Source organism: Fibrobacter sp. UWT3 (assembly GCF_900230125.1).
Lineage (GTDB): Bacteria > Fibrobacterota > Fibrobacteria > Fibrobacterales > Fibrobacteraceae > Fibrobacter.
Map to the genome: position 1 here is coordinate 869,811 of NZ_OCSS01000003.1, position 17,293 is coordinate 887,103.

At 54.9% G+C, this 17,293-nt stretch carries 12 protein-coding genes; 4 read left to right on the forward strand and 8 right to left on the reverse strand.

The annotated features are described in order from the left end of the window. Positions 1–111: 111 nt before the first annotated feature. Positions 112–957, reverse strand: a complete 846-nt coding sequence (locus CRO08_RS15220; protein ID WP_097036882.1) for a metallophosphoesterase — start codon at positions 955–957, stop codon at positions 112–114. A 155-nt stretch (positions 958–1,112) separates the two neighbouring features. On the opposite strand from CRO08_RS15220, the gene CRO08_RS15225 reads away from it, so the two are divergent. The 3 genes from CRO08_RS15225 (at position 1,113) to CRO08_RS15235 (ending at position 4,230) form a co-directional block, all read left to right on the forward strand. Next, positions 1,113–2,096 (forward strand): Rpn family recombination-promoting nuclease/putative transposase, encoded by a 984-nt coding sequence (locus CRO08_RS15225; protein ID WP_255252416.1) that lies wholly within the window; start codon positions 1,113–1,115, stop codon positions 2,094–2,096. Between the two features lie 169 nt (positions 2,097–2,265). Beyond that, positions 2,266–3,699, forward strand: a complete 1,434-nt coding sequence (locus CRO08_RS15230) for a sodium:alanine symporter family protein (RefSeq protein ID WP_097036883.1) — start codon at positions 2,266–2,268, stop codon at positions 3,697–3,699. An 18-nt stretch (positions 3,700–3,717) separates the two neighbouring features. After that, positions 3,718–4,230 (forward strand): hypothetical protein, encoded by a 513-nt coding sequence (locus CRO08_RS15235; RefSeq protein ID WP_097036884.1) that lies wholly within the window; start codon positions 3,718–3,720, stop codon positions 4,228–4,230. A 5-nt stretch (positions 4,231–4,235) separates the two neighbouring features. Here the strand turns inward: CRO08_RS15235 and CRO08_RS15240 are convergent, their stop codons facing one another. Beyond that, positions 4,236–4,559: a hypothetical protein gene (locus CRO08_RS15240; protein WP_097036885.1), complete on the reverse strand. Its 324-nt coding sequence runs from the start codon at positions 4,557–4,559 to the stop codon at positions 4,236–4,238. Positions 4,560–4,567: 8 nt separating this feature from the next. Then, positions 4,568–5,773: an NAD(P)-dependent oxidoreductase gene (locus tag CRO08_RS15245; RefSeq protein ID WP_097036886.1), complete on the reverse strand. Its 1,206-nt coding sequence runs from the start codon at positions 5,771–5,773 to the stop codon at positions 4,568–4,570. Between the two features lie 219 nt (positions 5,774–5,992). On the opposite strand from CRO08_RS15245, the gene CRO08_RS15250 reads away from it, so the two are divergent. Next, entirely contained in the window at positions 5,993–7,384 is a 1,392-nt protein-coding gene (locus CRO08_RS15250; RefSeq protein ID WP_097036887.1) for a polysaccharide deacetylase family protein, read from the forward strand. A 233-nt stretch (positions 7,385–7,617) separates the two neighbouring features. Here CRO08_RS15250 and CRO08_RS15255 read toward each other — a convergent pair whose 3' ends face one another. The 5 genes from CRO08_RS15255 to CRO08_RS15275 all read right to left on the reverse strand — a co-directional run bounded on the left by CRO08_RS15255 (position 7,618) and on the right by CRO08_RS15275 (position 17,264). Then, positions 7,618–9,324, reverse strand: a complete 1,707-nt coding sequence (locus tag CRO08_RS15255) for a Na/Pi cotransporter family protein (protein ID WP_097036888.1) — start codon at positions 9,322–9,324, stop codon at positions 7,618–7,620. Next, entirely contained in the window at positions 9,321–10,712 is a 1,392-nt protein-coding gene (locus tag CRO08_RS15260) for an ATP-binding protein (protein WP_097036889.1), read from the reverse strand. The genes CRO08_RS15255 and CRO08_RS15260 overlap by 4 nt, the downstream gene beginning before the upstream one ends. After that, on the reverse strand, positions 10,709–11,386 hold the full coding sequence (locus CRO08_RS15265; protein ID WP_097036890.1) for a winged helix-turn-helix domain-containing protein: 678 nt from the start codon (positions 11,384–11,386) through the stop codon (positions 10,709–10,711). The genes CRO08_RS15260 and CRO08_RS15265 overlap by 4 nt, the downstream gene beginning before the upstream one ends. 299 nt (positions 11,387–11,685) lie before the next feature. Then, positions 11,686–13,371: a Na/Pi cotransporter family protein gene (locus CRO08_RS15270; protein ID WP_255252417.1), complete on the reverse strand. Its 1,686-nt coding sequence runs from the start codon at positions 13,369–13,371 to the stop codon at positions 11,686–11,688. Positions 13,372–13,604: 233 nt separating this feature from the next. After that, positions 13,605–17,264, reverse strand: a complete 3,660-nt coding sequence (locus CRO08_RS15275) for a peptidase A26 (RefSeq protein WP_097036892.1) — start codon at positions 17,262–17,264, stop codon at positions 13,605–13,607. Between the last annotated feature and the right edge of the window lie 29 nt (positions 17,265–17,293).

Genomic DNA, 17,293 nt, shown 5'->3' on the forward strand with positions numbered 1-17,293 from the left:
TTTATCCTCGTTTTAACATTTTTTATAATATAACATTTTGTTGTGTTAAAAGCAAGAAAAATGTTAAAAGAACGCATGAAAATCGTAAATTTACGCAAAAAAAAGCCTTTTTCACTCCACCTCCACCAAGAAATCTTCCCGTTTTAGCCCGTGTTCCGCAAAGGGGTTCTCGTCGGGGTACCCCACAGGATTGCACAGCAACAGGTGTTTTTTGCCGAACTTGTCGGTATATTCACGTTTGATGGCGGTATGCGTGTGCCCCGCTTGCCAGATGCTCCCGTCATCCAGGTTCTCGAGGTACTCCGCCCCGTGGAAATAGAAAAAGTTTGAGCAGGGATCTTGCCGATATCGCTCCGGCATCCCGAATTCCAGCGGAAGAAAGTGCGACATCATGATTTTCGGGTGCCTAGCGGTAAGTTCACGGAACACGATGTCGTAATGCCGCCAGAGCTTGTCGGCGTTGTTCTGCATGTATTTCCAGTGACGAGCGTCGAACCAGCGTGTCGCCCACAGGATTTTGTTCGCAATTTCGGATGCGGCAGGAGAATGCTTGTACTTGAAATCGCACATGCCCATGCAGCCCGCAACGCCTTCTGCTATGCGATTTTCAAGCAACTGAATGTTCGGGATTTTCCCAGCCTCGGCAAGGAAGTATTTTATCTTGCTTTCGGAGGTAAGAAAATCCCTATCGGAGCCGAATTCCCCTAGATGCTCAGTGATGATATCGTGGTTTCCAAAACACACATAGACGGTATCGTATTTTTCGGCAATGAACTTCAAGAACTCCACGTAGTTGAAGTAGTCGTTCGCGATATCGCCCGCGATGCAGCAGGCATCTGCCGGTAGAAAGTTCCGTTCGAAGAAGACTTCGAAACTTTTGCGCAGTATGGTGAGTGTGCGGAACACCGGCGACACATAGAAATCCACATGTAGGTCGCTGATAAAATAGTAGGTCATGTCCCCAATCTATACTCCCGCACAAAAGCGGTCAAGGGCTCCAGCCGCGAGTCTCAATTATTCCATTTTCCCCAACTGATTAAAAACGATAAATCACTGATTTAATCGATTAATCACCGCCCCGCATTTTTCAAAGTGCCTTTTTTATCGCGGAAATGGCATTTTTTGTTTGGCTCGGTTCTTGCAACTATAAGGGCATGGAACAACAGCAAAAACACCGCAAGTCCTTCAGGGACTGTCTCATTAAAACGGGCGAAGACGGCCCGTTCGCAAACCTCCTCGTTGACCTGGCTTTCAAGAAGGCGTTCGATCCGGACAAGCCTACCAGTCGCGAGAACCTCATAAACCTTTTGAACGACCTTCTGGAGCCGCAACTCAGGCGGCCCATCAGGAACGTCATGACGCGCAGCGTGGCGAAGAACCTGAGCGGGAGCCGCGAATCGCGTTCGGCGATTTTTGACCTGCACTGCGAAGATGACGCGGGGAACCTTATCGAGATTGAGGTACAGATCCGCAAGTTGAAGAATTTCCGCAAGCGCCTTGCCTTCTACGCGAGCGAAATGGTTGCGAACCAGGCGGAACCGGGTCAGGAATGGAGATTCAGGGTAAAGCCGACATACGTAATCGCGTTTGCGCGGCATGAGGTGTTTGACGACGACCGTATTGTCCACCGGGCGACCGTTACGGATTTGGAAACTGGCGAGCAGTTCGTAGATACCTACAATTTCACGACTATCGAACTCTCGAAGGTTCCCTTCTTTATCGAGGCCTCGTCCGATAGCGTGAGCAAGTGGCTGTTCTTCTTCAGGTTCCTGAACAGGCTGAAGGACTTGCCCGCGGAACTTGCTGAGCGCAAATTCGAACTATTGACAGAAAGTTCGAAAGTATCTAACTTGTCGAAAGAGGAATTCAAGGATTACCTAGCCATGTATCACAAGGAATGGGACCATAACGCCATGGTAGAGGGCGTGTTCGAGGAATTCGCGGACGAGATTAACGCGAAGGTCTCTGAAAGCGTCGCTAAAAGCGTTGCCGAGAGCAAACGAGAGACTGCCAAATCCCTGCGTATGCAGGGTGTCGCCGATTCCATCATCGTGACGGCTACGGGTCTCACTGAAGCCGAAGTCAAGGCTTTGTAGCCCATATTTGTCCTCTCCCGCTGACAGCCCAACCCCATTTTCCTATCTTTTTGTCTGTCAACGAGTTACGACAGCCACATTCTGTAAAGATTCCCGCCTTCGCGGGAATGACATCATCCGCGGGGATGACAATAGGAAGCGGCGCCGTTTAAGAAAAAAGGACTCCAAAATGGAAACTTTAAACGCTATTCTCGATACCATCGACGGTTACGTGTGGGGTATCCCGCTCATCGCCGTAATCCTGTTCGTGGGCATCTTGCTTACAAGCCGACTCGGCGTGCTGCAGGTGACAAACCTCGCCAACGCGCTGCGCTACATGACAAGCAGCGAAAAAGACGGCGAGGGCGAAGTTTCGAGCTTCGCCGCACTCTGCACGGCACTTGCGGCTACGGTCGGTACCGGCAACATCGTGGGTGTCGCGACCGCCATCGGCACGGGCGGCCCGGGTGCACTCTTCTGGATGGAAGTTGCCGCCTTTTTCGGCATGGCCACAAAATACTCCGAAGGCCTGCTCGCGGTCAAGTACCGCAAGGTCGATACTGACGGCAAGGTATTGGGCGGCCCCTTCTACTACATCGAGACTGGCATCAAGGAACGTTTCGGGCTCAACTTCAAGTGGCTCGCCGTGCTGTTCGCGGTGTTCGGCGTGCTTGCGGGCCTTCTCGGCATCGGCACCATCACGCAGGTGAACGGCATTACCTCGGCGGTCGCGACAGTCATCCCCACCGGCGAATTCATCAACCTCGCCGGCAACTCGGTCTCTTACTCCACTGCCATCGCGGGCCTGCTCTGCGCGGGCTTCACTGCCTGCGTCATCATCGGCGGGCTCAAGCGCATCGCGAAGGTTTCGCTCTACATCGTGCCGTTCATGGCCATCTTCTACATTCTCTTCTGCCTGCTCATCCTGGGCTTCAACTTCTCGAAGCTTTCGGGCGCCATTGAGACCATCATCCAGGCGGCATTCAACCCGAGCGCCGTCACAGGCGGCGTGGTAGGCACCATCTTCATCGCGATGCAGAAGGGTATCGCCCGCGGCATCTTCAGTAACGAGGCGGGCCTCGGCTCGGCCCCGATCGCAGCCGCAGCGGCCAAGACCAAGGAACCGGTTCGCCAGGGTCTCGTAAGCATGACGGGCACGTTCATCGACACGATCGTCATCTGCTCCATGACCGGCCTTGCCATCGTGGTCACGGGCGCGTGGACTCCGGAACTCGGCCTGCAGGGCGTGAACATCACCATGGAAGCATTCACCCGCGGGCTTACGAACCTGCCCGCCGGCGCAAGCATCGCCCCGTACGTCCTTACCGTGGCACTCGTGTTCTTCGCGTTCACCACAATCCTCGGGTGGGCTTACTACTCCGAGCGCTGCCTGGAATACCTTATCGGGCGCGGCAAGAAGAACGCCATCCTCGCCTACCGCTGGGTGTACGTGGCCGCGGTGTTCATCGGTCCCTACCTCACGGTGAGCGCCGTGTGGACGAGCGCCGACATCTTCAACGGGCTCATGGCTTTCCCGAACCTCGTGGCATTGATTTTGCTCTCTGGCATTGTCGCCCGCGAGACGAAGAAGTTCTTCGTGAAGCTCGAGAAGGAGAGAGGGTAAGTTTACTACTTTCTCGACATGGAACTTTCTGACGAAGAATTTTCAGCGTACGAAAAGGAAGTCGACCAGCTTAGCCTTGTCGACTTGTACAGGCGACTGGCGGAACTCCCCGAAGACCCGAGCGACGAGCGTAGGCAACTTGTCGAGTTCCGTATCGACGAACTGAAGGAATTGGCTTTCAAGGAACTGGACGAGCGACTTGAGCGCGAATACCAGAGCAAGCCCCACTGGGGAATGTTCGCATTCAAGACATTCTGCGCTGTCCTTTTCGGAGGAGGATTTGCCTACTACTATATGGTCGGCGACTCCGGCGAACTGCTCGCTGGAATAACTTCGCTTATCTCACTATCGCTATTCGGCATTTCGGCAATCATCGAGAAGCGCTTCCACGTTCTCGGAGACAGCGTTTACCACAAGGCAAGTCACCCCAAGATGTACTGGGCCAACGTGATTTGCTCTTTCGTATTGGGAATAATCTTCTTTGCCATCGCGCTGACGAATTACCTGGGCGTCTGGGCGACACCGAATTAGCCTTATCAATAAATGCTCCCAGACGGAGACTTATCGGTCGGCCTATAGGCAAGGGAATCGAGCATCGTATTCAGCACCCACCCCATGCACGCGGGTTTCGTATCGCTGCAACCCCATTTCGAGCATCTTCCGTCAACTACGGACAAGAGCGAAAGCGTGTCCGCGCTCTTTACAATGCGGATGCTATCGCCTGTCTGCAAGTAGCACAGGACCTCCTGCCTATCCCTGAGTTTGTACACAGGGATATTGCCTTCCTTGTAACTACGGTAAGAAATAGCACAGCCAATCAGTGCCGCAAGAACTGCGAGTAGCGCGAATTTCTTGAGCATCGCCCCACCTACCAACCCATCATCTCGGCGATTTCTGCGCCGATGAGGCCATCTTGCATGGTCATGGAGAGGATGCGCTGTTCCAGGTCGCTTGGCGGGTCCATCGGGCCCGCATTTTTCGTGCCCGAGATGCCCGCGGCCTTATCATAAACTGCGCCGCCTTCTTGCAGCAACAACTCCCCGAGGGCGGCATGCAGCGCGAGCGACGCATCGATATACTTGAGGTGCGTCGGTTCCTCGAGGATAAAGTTCAGCGGTTTCTTTTCGGCGAGCACGCGACTCGCCGGGACGCCTGGCCCATATTCGTCCTCAACGCCCATGTTGGCAAGCACCGCGCCCGAGGCAAGCAGGGCTTCCACTACCTGCGGGCGGTCAAGCGCGCCCTTCACGCCGGTCGCAGTCACCACGAAGTCGGCACCGCGCACGAGCGACGCGACCGCATCGAGGTCGTTGCAGTCCGTGACAGGCACGCCGTTGGCATCTAGGAACGGGTTTGCACCTCGCGAGCAGTCCGTCACCACATGGACATCGGCACCGGAGCGCAACAGCTGCAACACAATGCCCTGCCCCACCTTTCCGCTCCCGAACACGACAAACTTCTTGCCACCGGAAGGCGCGCCGTCCGTACCCGAATCTAAAGTGTTGCGACCCGCATCAAGACCGCCGTCCGTACCCGAATCTAAGCAAAAATCGTACCCGAGTTGCGCGAGCGCCCGCACGTAGCCCTCGCCCGTCCCGAGGCAGGTCTCGATGCGTTTCACCACACCGCTATCGGCCACATACACCGGATGTTCGCACTTCTCGTAAAACTGCACTCCACTGCGCGTGAGTTCCACAAACCCGAACCGCGGGTGGCATGCCGAAAACTGGCCCGCACAATCCAGAATCAGGTCGAACGCGCAATCACCCGACTCCGCGCAACGGGCCTCCATCTCGAGGGCCTCTTGCAGCCCGATTACGGGAATCCCGTTCCCGCGCAAGACTTCCACGATACCCGGGTCGCAGGGCATCCCGCCTGCCACGCCCACGACAAGATCCGCACCGCCCGCGATAAGCGCCCGGTACTCCAGCAGCGTATTGCGAAATACGGGTGTCGCCACCAATACACGGAGAGCCCGAAACGGCCTCGTACCCGACCATTCGGCAAAAAAAGCGGAAAGTGCCGGGTATTCACGTTTTTCGTAGGCGTCATTCAGAATCTCGTCAAAAATCATGCCCCTAATATAGAAATCCGGCGCGGCCCGAAAAGCCGGGGTAAACCGCCCCGCAGCGCCTGTAAAATTTTAACAACACCCGCAAAAAACGGTCATTTCGCTCAAAATTCGCCATTTTTGCGTTGCTAACCTATACAACGGAAACGCTTTGCCGCATAAGCAATCGCACCGACAAAAACATAATTTAATGGTATAAATCATGATTATGGAGTATATCTTATGAAAAAGATTCTCTTTGCCGCATCTGCGGTTGGGTTGTTCGCGGTGGGTTCCGCGTTCGCGCAGAGTGTCGAAATCGCAACCTGGTCGGGCTTCCGCAAGGGTGCCGCCTCGTTCACGTTCGATGATGGCGCACCGAGCCACGTGAGCGACGCTGGTCCGATGTTCAAGAAGTATGGCTACAAGGCTACCTTCAACGTGGTGGTGAACTGGAACCCCAACTGGAGCGGATTCCAGGGCCTGGCCGACGAAGGGCATGAAATCGCAAGCCACAGCAATAGCCACGGCAATAACATGAGCGGCGAAGAAGCCTCTTCGAAAAAGTCCATCGAAGGCAAAATCAACCAAAAGTACGGCGTCATCACGGTCGCCTACCCGAACTGCAACGTGCCTAACGAAAGCGCCGTTCTCCAGAACTACATCGTGGGCCGTATCTGCAACGGCAGCTGGAAGGGCATGAATGATGAAATGGGCAAGGACGGCCCCTCCAACTGGGCTCAGGTCCCTGCCACCATGACCGGTGCCGAAGGCCAGCTCAAGAGCACGAACGACTTTACCGGCAGAATGCAGAAAGTCATCCAGAGCAACGGCTGGGCCGCATTCCTCACCCATGGTTTCCAGGGCAAGCAAAACGGCAACGCCAACTACTCGCCGACGGATATCAACGCCATCGATGGTGCCCTCAAGTGGGCCCAGCAGAACGATAAGGACATCTGGGTCGCCCCGATGGGCCATGTCGCCATGTATCTCAAGGAACGCAAGGCATCGAAGGCCGAAGTTTCCACTAGCGGTGGCAACATCACTGTCAAACTCACGCACAACATCAAGGACAACATTTCCAATTACGACTACCCGCTTTCGCTGCGCGTCAAGTACAGCGGCTCCACGGCAAACGTAACGCAGGCGGGCGCCAAGCTAGAATCCAAGATTGACGGCGGCTACGTGTACTTCGATGCAGTGCCGAACGCAGGCGACATCGTCATCGCGGGCGAAGGCGGCTCGGGCCCCACTCCGGAATCCTCCAGTAGCATCGTGGCGGAATCCTCCAGCAGCAAGACCGCGAAATCCTCCTCTTCTCGTAACAATCCGTGGGAACGTACTTCTTCCTCGTCTCAAACCAACCCGTGGGGACCGTGGAACCCGCAGTCTTCTTCGGGCACGGACGCTATCGAAGATATCGCCTTCACGAACCAGCACTTCTCGGTGTACAGGTCCTCTGACAACTACATCGTGGTCGGTGGCGCTCAGGGCATGCCGATTACGGTCTACAACCACATGGGCCAGGTCGTTCGCGTTACCCGCGGGCTCGGCTTCGAACAGAAGGTCTATTCTGGAGCGAAGGGAGCATACATCGTGCGCGTAGGCAACAGGACCTTCAAGGTTAGCCTCTAAGTTTCATAGGAATCTCACAAATCCATAAAAGGAAGCACCCTGCAGGGGTGCTTCCTTTTATTTGCGAGGAGTCTGCCGAAGGTCACACCGATGCTGGGCGTAGCCCGGCAAGTGTGTCTGGATACTCTTGCGCCTTCGGCGCTGCGGTATGACGCGGGTAAGGAACAGCAAGTGGACACGCTTGTCGCTGCGCGACTGCGGTGTGACGATGGTTCGCGAACGGCGGTGTGACGTCAGGTCGAAAACTTCTTGTTGGTATGCGCCTCGACCACGTTCACCACGTAGTCGCCCAGCTTTTCGCAGTCGTTGATCAAGTCCATGTAGTGGACGCCCATCTGGTAGCTGTAGCGCTGCGCATTGAGATCGTTCACGTTCATTTCCTTGAGCATCTTGCGGTAATCGTTGATTTCGTATTCAAGCGTCAATACCGCCTTCGGGCTCGCTTCGGGCTTGTTCTCGACAATCAGGAGCATCTGTTCGAGCATCTGGTCGCAGAACTTCACCATGCCGTCAATGCGGCGGTACTGTTCCTCGGTATAGTCCTCACCGCAACGGTACCTGCGGTTGATGACGCGGGCCATGTTGTAGCAGGCGTCGCCGATACTCTCGATTTCGGAAATTTCCTTGAGCATGCACTGCAGCTTTGTCTTACTTTCGGGACTCAAGCGGCCTTCGCTCACCTTGTTCAGGTATTCGCCGATTTCCATTTCGAGCTTGTCGCTGATGCCTTCGTATTTTTCAATACGCGCGAACAGTTTCGCGAATTCTTCATCGTTCTTCAAGCGGAGCAGTTCCGGCACCATGCGGAACATCTTGAGGATGCGTTCGGCAAACAGAATTATTTCCTTGCGGGCTTCGTAAAGCGAAAGTTCCGCGGTACTCATGAGGCCACCGCTGATGAACTTGATGCCGAAATCCTCGCCATCTTCCTTATCCTTGATAATCTTGCAGATGAGTTTTTCCATCGGCTTGATGAACCAGATAAGGAGCAAGACGTTACACAGGTTAAATGCGGTATGGAACCCGGAAAGGGCGTAGGTCACGCGCACGCTCGCATGGGCGATTTCTTCTTGGGTCTGCGGCACGAAATTCGGGTCGAAGCCCACAAAATGGCAAACCATGTTCACGAACGGATTGAAAATGATTAGCACCCACACCACGCCGAACACGTTGAACAGCATGTGCGCCAAGGCCGCGCGCCTCGCCTGCGTACTTGCCGAAAGGGCCGCCAGGTTCGATGTCACCGTGGTACCGATGTTTTCGCCCATCACGAGCGCGATGCCCTGGTAAATCGGGAGCACGCCGCTACTGCAAAGGATAAGCGTAATCGCCATGATGGCGGCGGAAGACTGCACGCACATCGTGAGAATGCCGCCTAGGAGCAAGAAGAGGAGTGTCGAGAGCATGCCCCAGCCGCTCGTGGTCGCAAAGAAGTTGATAATCGCCTCGTTGTGAGCGAGGTCCATCGCCACCGCATTTTCACGCAGCGTGGTAAGGCCCAGGAACATGAACGCGAAACCGAACACGAACTCGCCGAAGCTCTTCACGCTGTTCTTGCGCACGTAGCTGAGCGCAATGCCGAGCCCGAAAAACGGCCACACGAAACTGCTCATGTTGAACTGGAAACCGAAAATCGACATGATCCACGCCGTTGCCGTGGTACCGATGTTCGCCCCCATGATGACAGGAATGGCCTGTTTGAGCGTCAGGAGCCCCGCATTCACGAAGCTCACCGTCATCACGGTCGTCGCCGTAGAGGACTGCACGGCGGCCGTCACGAACGTACCCGTCAAAAGCCCGCCCAGGCGATGTTTGGTCATGGTGCCAAGTACGGCGCGCAAGTGCCCGCCGGTAAGTTTCTGCAAGCCTTCGCTCATCGTCTTCATGCCAAACATGAGGAGCGCAAGGCAACCGATCATTTTTAGAATTGCAAGTATCATAAAACCTTATTCGTTTTTGAAAGGGTTGTAAAGCCGACCTTGATTTCGGTACCGAGACCAACGATCGAATTCAAGTGGATTGTCGCATGGAGGACTTCGGCGATGTGCTTTACGATAGCAAGCCCGAGACCCGTTCCGCCGGTTTCCTTGGAGCGGCTCTTGTCTACACGATAGAACCTCTCAAAGATGCGGGACTGGCATTCCTCCGGGATTCCAATGCCAGTATCCTTCACGGCAATGGAGCCCTGTTCCACGAGCACGACGACCTTGCCGCCCGACTCCGTGTAACGTATGGCGTTGTCCACCAGGTTGAAAATCATTTCGTATAGCAGTTTGGAGTTCGCGATGATTTCTGCGGATGTTTCGCCTTCCAGCGAAAGCGAGATAGACTTCTTGCTCGCGTTCAGGCCGAGGCTCTCTACACAGGAATGCGCAACATTCCAGAGGTTCACCTTTTCGCCCAGCTCGAACGGTTCGCCACCATGGTTGTCGAGCTTCGACAGCGTGATGATGTCGTTCGCGATGGACTGCAGGCGGTTCGCTTCCTTGTGGATTTTGCCCGCGAACGTCTTGACATCCTCGGGTTTCGCCATGCCGCTCTCGATGAGTTCCGCATAGCCCGAAATGGAGGTCAGCGGAGTCTTGAGCTCGTGCGAAGCATTCGCGGTAAATTCATCCTTCAGGTGGGCCATCTTCTGCTTTTCGTTCGAAAGCTGTTCGATAGTCAGCTGCAGTTCCAAGTCCTGCTTGCGGATGGTATTCACGAGGGGCGCGATTTCCTTGTAAACGTTCTCGATTTTCATCCATTCGGGAGTGCCGAGCTGATCCACGAGCTTCTTGAGCGGGCTTACGAAGGTACGGCTGAGCCCGATGGCTATCAAGATAGCTGCTGCCACAATGGCCGCGAGCAGCACGACAAGGTACGGGATTGTCTTGGAATACACCTTCTGCAGGTTCGCCTGACGCATGCCGAGCCTGAGCACGTTCCCGTCACTCAGGCGCTTCGCGAAATAGAACACCTGCGCCTGCAACGTGGAAGAATAACGCAGGTCCTCGCCCACGCCTTTCGCGAGCGCATCGATAATCTCTTCGCGGTCGTTGTGATTTTCCATCTTGGCCGCTTCGGCATCGCTGTCGTAGAGGATTCCGCCCTTCGAATCGACAAGCGTGATGCGGAGGTCCTTGCTTGCAAACTTCGCGAGCTTCTGGGGCTCGTCGCCGAGTGATTCCCCCTTGTACGAAGTTTCTATGAGGCGCAGGTTTTCGCGCAGGTGTCCCTTGAGCTGCTCCGCCATTTCGCCTTCAAATACACGCGTCGTAAAAAAGACTGCAAAGAGCGCCGCAATCACTCCCATGTATATCAGGCTGTAGCGGATGCGGTCTTTCATTGTGCCTTGTACCCTACGTTTCGGACCGTCTGGATAATCGCACCTCGCTCGCCCAGTTTTTGTCGGAGCGTCTTGACGTGCATATCGACCGTCCGCGTATCCATCTTGAAATCGATGCCCCAGATTTTTTCCAGAAGCTGCTGCCTGGAATAGACGAGCCCCGGATGCGACACGAGAAGCTTCAGGAGTTCGTATTCCTTGTAGGTGAGTTCCACATTCTCGCCGCCCGCCGTGACGGTGCGCTTGGCCTCGTCGAGCGAGACATCCCCGAGCGAAATAATTTTCGGTTCATCCGCTTCGACATTCACCATGCCCGAACGACGGAGCAACGCCTTGACACGCGAAATGAATTCCAGGACACCGAACGGCTTTGCGATATAGTCGTCGGCCCCCAGATCGAGCCCCTTGACCTTGTCCAGTTCGGAACTCTTCGCGGTAAGCATGATGACGGGAACATTGCACGTGGATTCCTGCGTACGGAGACGTCTCAGGATGCTAAGGCCGTCTTCGCCCGGCAGCATGATGTCGAGGACAAACAAGTCAGGCACGCGGGCCTTGACAGCCTCGTCAAGGCTTTTCCCGCAATCGAAGGCTCCGACTTCGAAACCGCTACTTTTGAGAGCGTAAGCTTCCATTTCGCGGATTTCGGAATTGTCTTCAACAATGTAAATCATATTCACAATTTACCCAATAATAAGATAAAAAGACCTCCGCATTTATCCAATACCCGACGGAACGGCTTCGCAAAGGTTTTATCCGTGTTTTACATAGATTTTACTTGTAAAAAATAGACTGTACAAAAACGCTCGGAGCAAAAGGCTCCTTGACACCATATTTACAAAATTTCCGGCCATACACCGCCGTGCAAGAGTTCGGCGAGTTAGTTCACATGACGCCGTATGGCGACGCTTATCCCACAATTCGCCTAGAAGCGAGCGTGATGCAGTATCGCGCAGCTTATAGGCGAATTAGACTAGGTAGAGAACTTCTTGTTGGTATGCGCCTCGACCACGTTCACCACGTAGTCGCCCAGCTTCTCGCAGTCGTTCACCACGTCCATGTAATGGACGCCCATCTGGTAGCTGTACTTCTGGTTCTCGATATCCGCGACGTTCTTTTCCTTGAGGAGCTTGCGGTAATCGTTGATTTCGTTTTCCAGGTTCAGCGTACGGTTCGCATCCACCTGCTGGCTATCGTCGAGAACAGCTATCATATGCTCGAGCGCCTTGTCGCACAGGCCCATGATATGCTTGATATGCTCGTACTGCTCCGCGGTAAAATCTTCCTTGCTGCGGAACTTGCGGTTGATGGCGCGCGCCATGTTGTAACAGGAATCGCCAATGCTTTCGATTTCGGAAATTTCCCTGAGCATTGCCTGAATGGTTGTCTTGCTCTCCGGGCTCAGGCGGCCTTCGCTCACCTGGTTCAGGTACTTCGCAATCTCTATTTCCATGTTGTCGCTGATGCCTTCGTACTTCTCGATGCGGGCGAACAACTTCACGAAGTCGTTCTCTTCCTTCATTTCGAGCAGGTTCGGTACGAAGTTGAACATCTTGCGAGTGCGGGTCGCAAACAGGCTGATTTCCTTGCGGGCCTCAAGGAGCGAAAGTTCGGGAGTGCCCATGAGGCCGGAGCTGATGAAGTGCAGGCGGGAATCCTCTTCCTCTTCGGAATTCTTGGGTTTGATGACCTTGCAAACGAACTTTTCGATGTACTTGATGAACCAAATCTGGATAAAGGTGTTCGACACGTTGAACGCGGAATGGAACGAGGCGAGCACCACAGAAATTTTCGCGAGGTTCTTCTCGTAACCGGGCTCACCCATGTGGATGGAAAGGTCGAAACCGACCACACCGCAGACGGCGGCGAGGAACCACTTGAGCACGATAACCACCCAGATAACGCCTATCACGTTAATTGTAAAGTGTGCGAGGGCCGCGCGCCTTGCCTGCGTATTGGCAGAGAGGGCCACGATGTTCGCGGTAATGGTGGTACCGATGTTCTCGCCGAGCACAAGCATGATGCCCTGGTCGATGTGGAGTACGCCGGTGGAGCAGAGGATCATCGTGATGGCCATGATGGCGGCAGAAGACTGCACGCACAGGGTAAGGACCGTTCCCATCACGAGGAAGAACAGCGAGTTGAAGAAGTTCGGATCGCTGAAGCGGGCAAAGAACGAGCTGATGGAAGCGCTCGCACTCGGATCCTGCACCACCGCGAAGCCGGTTTCCTTGAGGGTCGTAAGACCGAGGAAGAGGAATCCCACACCGAACAGGAACTCGCCCAGCACGCGCTTCTTGTTGAGGTACACGAGAATGATGCCCACGAAAAACGCCGGGTAGACGAAGTTCGCAATATTGAAGGAGAACCCGAGGCTCATGATCCACGCGGTCACCGTCGTGCCGATATGGGCACCGAGGATAATCGAGATGGCCTGCATGAGCGTAAGGAGCCCCGCATTAACAAAAGAGACCGTCATCAACGTGGTGGCGGTCGAACTTTGTACCGAGGCTGTAACGAACATGCCGGTGAGCATTCCCGTGAAACGGTTCGTGGTCATGGTTCCGAGCACATGGCGGAGCTGCGGACCAGCCATTTTTTGCAAAGCCTCGCTCATGGACTTCATGCCGAACATGAGGAGCGCCAGGCACCCTAACATTTTTAACGCCATCCAAGTCATAATTATAGGACCTTCCTATGAAGCGCCACTACCGGATCATCGTCGCTGCCTTTCAGCTAGTTCGGGCTCATGGCGGTGAATTGTTGTTTGTAAAACTGACGTAAAATATAGAAATAAGTCAAAAGCCCTGCGACCCGCGCAAGGCTATGAAAACAGAAAAATTTTATTACGACAAAATCACCGCCTTTGGGGCGAGAATTTTAGTATCAAAATTAGCGAATCCGCACCTTCCGGGAACGGTTCGCATTACGTACGATGTAAAAGCCTGCACGAGGCACGTTCAGGGTTGCAGACGCCCTATGCACGCGGGCCGAGGTCACCAGGCGCCCCTTCATGTCGAGCACGAGCACGGCATCGCCCTGCCGCAGGCCAGAAACCGTAATATCGTGGCCGGAAACCGAGACATGCATCGGGAGAGCCTTCGCCTTCATATCGTGCGGCTTCGGGGCCACAGGAGTCGTCCCATGAGGGTCGCCGCCAGTAGTATCGGCATACAAGACATCCAGCAGGTAACCCACGCTGTCGGCAAAGCTTTCCTCGAAGAAGTCCTCGACCACATTCACGGCGCAAACCGAGGTCGTGTCGGCCTCCATCCTGGGGAGGCAATTCCCGAACACCCACGGGCCCGCTTCCGCATTCAGGTATTCGAGTTCGCCCTTCATCTGCTCAAAAGTCTTTTCCTCGACCTTCTCGTAGATATTGGAACCGCCCTCCGCAAGTTTCACGACTGCCGGGGAAGCATTCCAATTGTTCTTCCCATAGTAGAGGTAATTCACGATGTTCCCGTCGCCCTCGACCTCGTAGGCAATCGTACCCACGCTGTTCCCCGACAAAGTATCGGTGAAACTGTAGCCCCGAGAAATCGTCACGAACTTGCCACCACCAACCATACCGCCCGTAAAGCGATTCGACGACTTGCCCCCGTTCTTTACAAAGGCCCTGTTGTAATCGTCCTGGAGTACAAGGTTCGCCGCATACCCGATGATGCCGCCCGCATACGAGGTGTCCTTCGAGGTTACCACATGCACGGGGCCGTAGTTGAACGACTGGATAAACCCACCCGCGTGGTAGAGCGTGCCGCCAGCCAAAAGCGTTAGCCCGCTATAGCGCCCCACAAGACCACCCGCATACGCACGGTCAGAGGAAACCACATGCACACGGCCCCAATTGCCCACACCCGAGATGGAATTGATGGAATCCGCCAGGCCGACAATGCCACCGAGCATTATATCGCCCCTCTGCACGGAGCCCTGCACCAGGCCGGTATTGTAACTATCGCTTATGGTGGTACGCAGGGCATAACCCAAGATGCCACCCGCAAACACGATGGTATCTGCCGTAACGAGCACCGCACCCGTATTCGATGCCTGGGAAACGATATTCGGGCCATGACCATAGCCGTTCGTGCTACCCGCGATGCCGCCCGCGACGCGCCCCGAAATTTTGCCCGAGTTACTCGCGCCCGAAATCACCGCCTCGTAGGAGTAACCAACGATGCCTCCCGCGACCCCATTGGAGTATACCGAAGTGTTCTCGTTCTTGAGGTTGAGCAGCGTCTTGAAGTTCAGCACCACAAGCCCAGCCGCAGCATCGTCGCCACGGACAAGGCTATTGCGGATCGTCACGTTGCGCACGCAGCCGTTGTTCTTGATGGTAACGCCAGCCGCAGAATAGCCCAGGTCGTTTCCGAACCTGCTGTTCGCAATCGTAAAGTTCTGCACGAGCGAATTCGAGTCGAGACAATGGAACATCGAACGTTCCATGTCGAGGCCGTAAATCGTATGTCCCTTGCCATCAAACTGCATCGACACGCACCGGCCCACAGAATCAACAGACATCTTGCGCATCGAGAGGTGCAGGGAATCCTTGCCCATCACGATATCGTTCGCCAGTTCCGCCTTGTAGGTCTTGGTACTCAAGATGCGCCCGAGTTCCAAGAAGGCGCGCATCTCGTCGGCGGTAGAAATCGTGTAGAGGGTCGTATCGTTCTCGACCCGTGACGGCGGGAGAACGAACTTGTCCATGTTGAAATAGACGGAATCGTTCAGGTACACGCTATCGAACGTGAACACCGGATACCCGCCGCGACGCACCCACAGGTGGCGATCGGCCTCAGTGCCGTTTACCGTGTTGAGCGTGGCGAGCATCTCGTCGCTCTGCAGTTCGGCAGTAGTCTTCTTGCATTGCGGGCACGGAGTCTCACTAGAGTACACGTAACCAAAGGCATTCAAATCTACAAGCGAGCCATCGAAATACACATTGGACGCTTGCTCTGCCTGGTACATCTCCCCTATAATCCCACCGGCCGTTTCAGCACCCTTCACGCTTGCGGCAGCACTGTAGGCATTCACGATGCTGTCGGCACCGTAGTTACCCAAATCCGCAAGGATACCGCCCACATACCTGTAGTTGCAATACCCCTTCAACAAGACATTCCCGCGGTTATACACATCGCTCACATTCATGCTTTTCATGGTCGCGAGTATACCACCCACTTTCACGGTTCCCTTATCCGCAGGGCAAACAGCCGTCACGTCGCCATAGTTAAACGACTCGCGCAGTTGCGGCAACTTCATGTTGTTAAGCCCGCTCATCGAGCCAATCAGGCCTCCTACAAGCACCTCCTTATTTCCTTCGGCATAGATGCTTCCGCGATTTTTCACCTTCGCGATACCGTTCTCGTTAATTTGCATTTCAGCCCAGCCGGCAAAACCGCCCGCATTCACCGAGACCTCTTCCGTGTTGTTGCGAATCTCGATAGAGCCACGGTTCAGCGTATTTCTCACGTTCGGCTTAACCAGCGAACCCGCAATGCCGCCCGCATAGACGCTGCCCCGCATATTCGTTCCCACAGAAATAGCGATTTTCCCATCGTTCAGCATGTCCAATGCCGATGTCGCGTAGTAGGTATCCAGGCTTATCTGGCCCGCAATGCCACCCACCCGCCAAAGCGACTCGTTCCTACTCCAGTCGAACTTGGCCGAAGGCAAGTTACCCGCAGTAATGTTCCCGTAGTTCTGCAGGTTTTCCGCCCCGCCAGAAATCTCGCCCGCAATACCGCCGGCATACACGGTGAAACGCGAACCGGACACTTCCACATCGCCACGGTTAATGCAGGATTCCAGAACAGAGCCGTCACGCACTTCGGCACTGCCCGCGATACCGCCGATGTACGCCGGAATGGAATCGGCCTGCGCCTTGCCGGCCAGAATAACCTTCGCCGAATTGTTCGAGCCATACACGCGGCCCAGAAGCTGGCCCACGATGCCGCCCACATACGTCCCGCCGGTAACGGAACCGCCCTCGACGTTGCAGTTGAGTATCACGACAAGTTCATCTTCCGACGAGATAAGGCTTGCGGCAATACCGCCCGCATTGCCCGCCGCGATAACCTTCGTGTTGATGACGTTCACGTTCTGGACAACGCCTTGCTGGAATTCAGTGATGGCTGCAGTTGCATACGCGGAATCGCTACCGAAGGAGCTGTTCGCAATATCCAGGTTACGAACCACGCCCGCACCCATCCCGACGCTCTTGAACAGAGCTTTTTCGGCATTCAAGCCATAAACCGTGTGGCCCTTGCCGTCAAAGACGCCTGAAAAGTAGTTCTGGTCCGCATTTCGGGTCCAGCGCTTGGAACAGAGCTTGGTAGTATCTTCGCCAAACACGATGTCGTTCTTCAGGTAGGCATTCAGGGTCTTGTCGCCTATCCTTGCCGGTGCGATGGAATCGAGAAACCCGACAAGTTCCTCGGGGGTCGTGATCTCGTACGCGCCCGAAACAACCTTCGGGACCTTCGCGGAACCGTTCCATGCAGCAAGGGATACCTGCGCCAAAGCAAGCAGGGCACATACGGCAATCCATTTTCTCATATTTCCTCCTTTCCTGTGACTACCCCAAA

Excerpts from the sequence above, each read along its gene's own strand:
- CRO08_RS15220 (WP_097036882.1), bottom strand. The coding sequence starts at position 957 with ATGACCTACTATTTTATCAGCGACCTACATGTGGATTTCTATGTGTCG.
- CRO08_RS15225 (WP_255252416.1), top strand. The coding sequence starts at position 1,113 with ATGGCATTTTTTGTTTGGCTCGGTTCTTGCAACTATAAGGGCATGGAA.
- CRO08_RS15230 (WP_097036883.1), top strand. The coding sequence starts at position 2,266 with ATGGAAACTTTAAACGCTATTCTCGATACCATCGACGGTTACGTGTGG.
- CRO08_RS15235 (WP_097036884.1), top strand. The coding sequence starts at position 3,718 with ATGGAACTTTCTGACGAAGAATTTTCAGCGTACGAAAAGGAAGTCGAC.
- CRO08_RS15240 (WP_097036885.1), bottom strand. The coding sequence starts at position 4,559 with ATGCTCAAGAAATTCGCGCTACTCGCAGTTCTTGCGGCACTGATTGGC.
- CRO08_RS15245 (WP_097036886.1), bottom strand. The coding sequence starts at position 5,773 with ATGATTTTTGACGAGATTCTGAATGACGCCTACGAAAAACGTGAATAC.
- CRO08_RS15250 (WP_097036887.1), top strand. The coding sequence starts at position 5,993 with ATGAAAAAGATTCTCTTTGCCGCATCTGCGGTTGGGTTGTTCGCGGTG.
- CRO08_RS15255 (WP_097036888.1), bottom strand. The coding sequence starts at position 9,324 with ATGATACTTGCAATTCTAAAAATGATCGGTTGCCTTGCGCTCCTCATG.
- CRO08_RS15260 (WP_097036889.1), bottom strand. The coding sequence starts at position 10,712 with ATGAAAGACCGCATCCGCTACAGCCTGATATACATGGGAGTGATTGCG.
- CRO08_RS15265 (WP_097036890.1), bottom strand. The coding sequence starts at position 11,386 with ATGATTTACATTGTTGAAGACAATTCCGAAATCCGCGAAATGGAAGCT.
- CRO08_RS15270 (WP_255252417.1), bottom strand. The coding sequence starts at position 13,371 with ATGTTAGGGTGCCTGGCGCTCCTCATGTTCGGCATGAAGTCCATGAGC.
- CRO08_RS15275 (WP_097036892.1), bottom strand. The coding sequence starts at position 17,264 with ATGAGAAAATGGATTGCCGTATGTGCCCTGCTTGCTTTGGCGCAGGTA.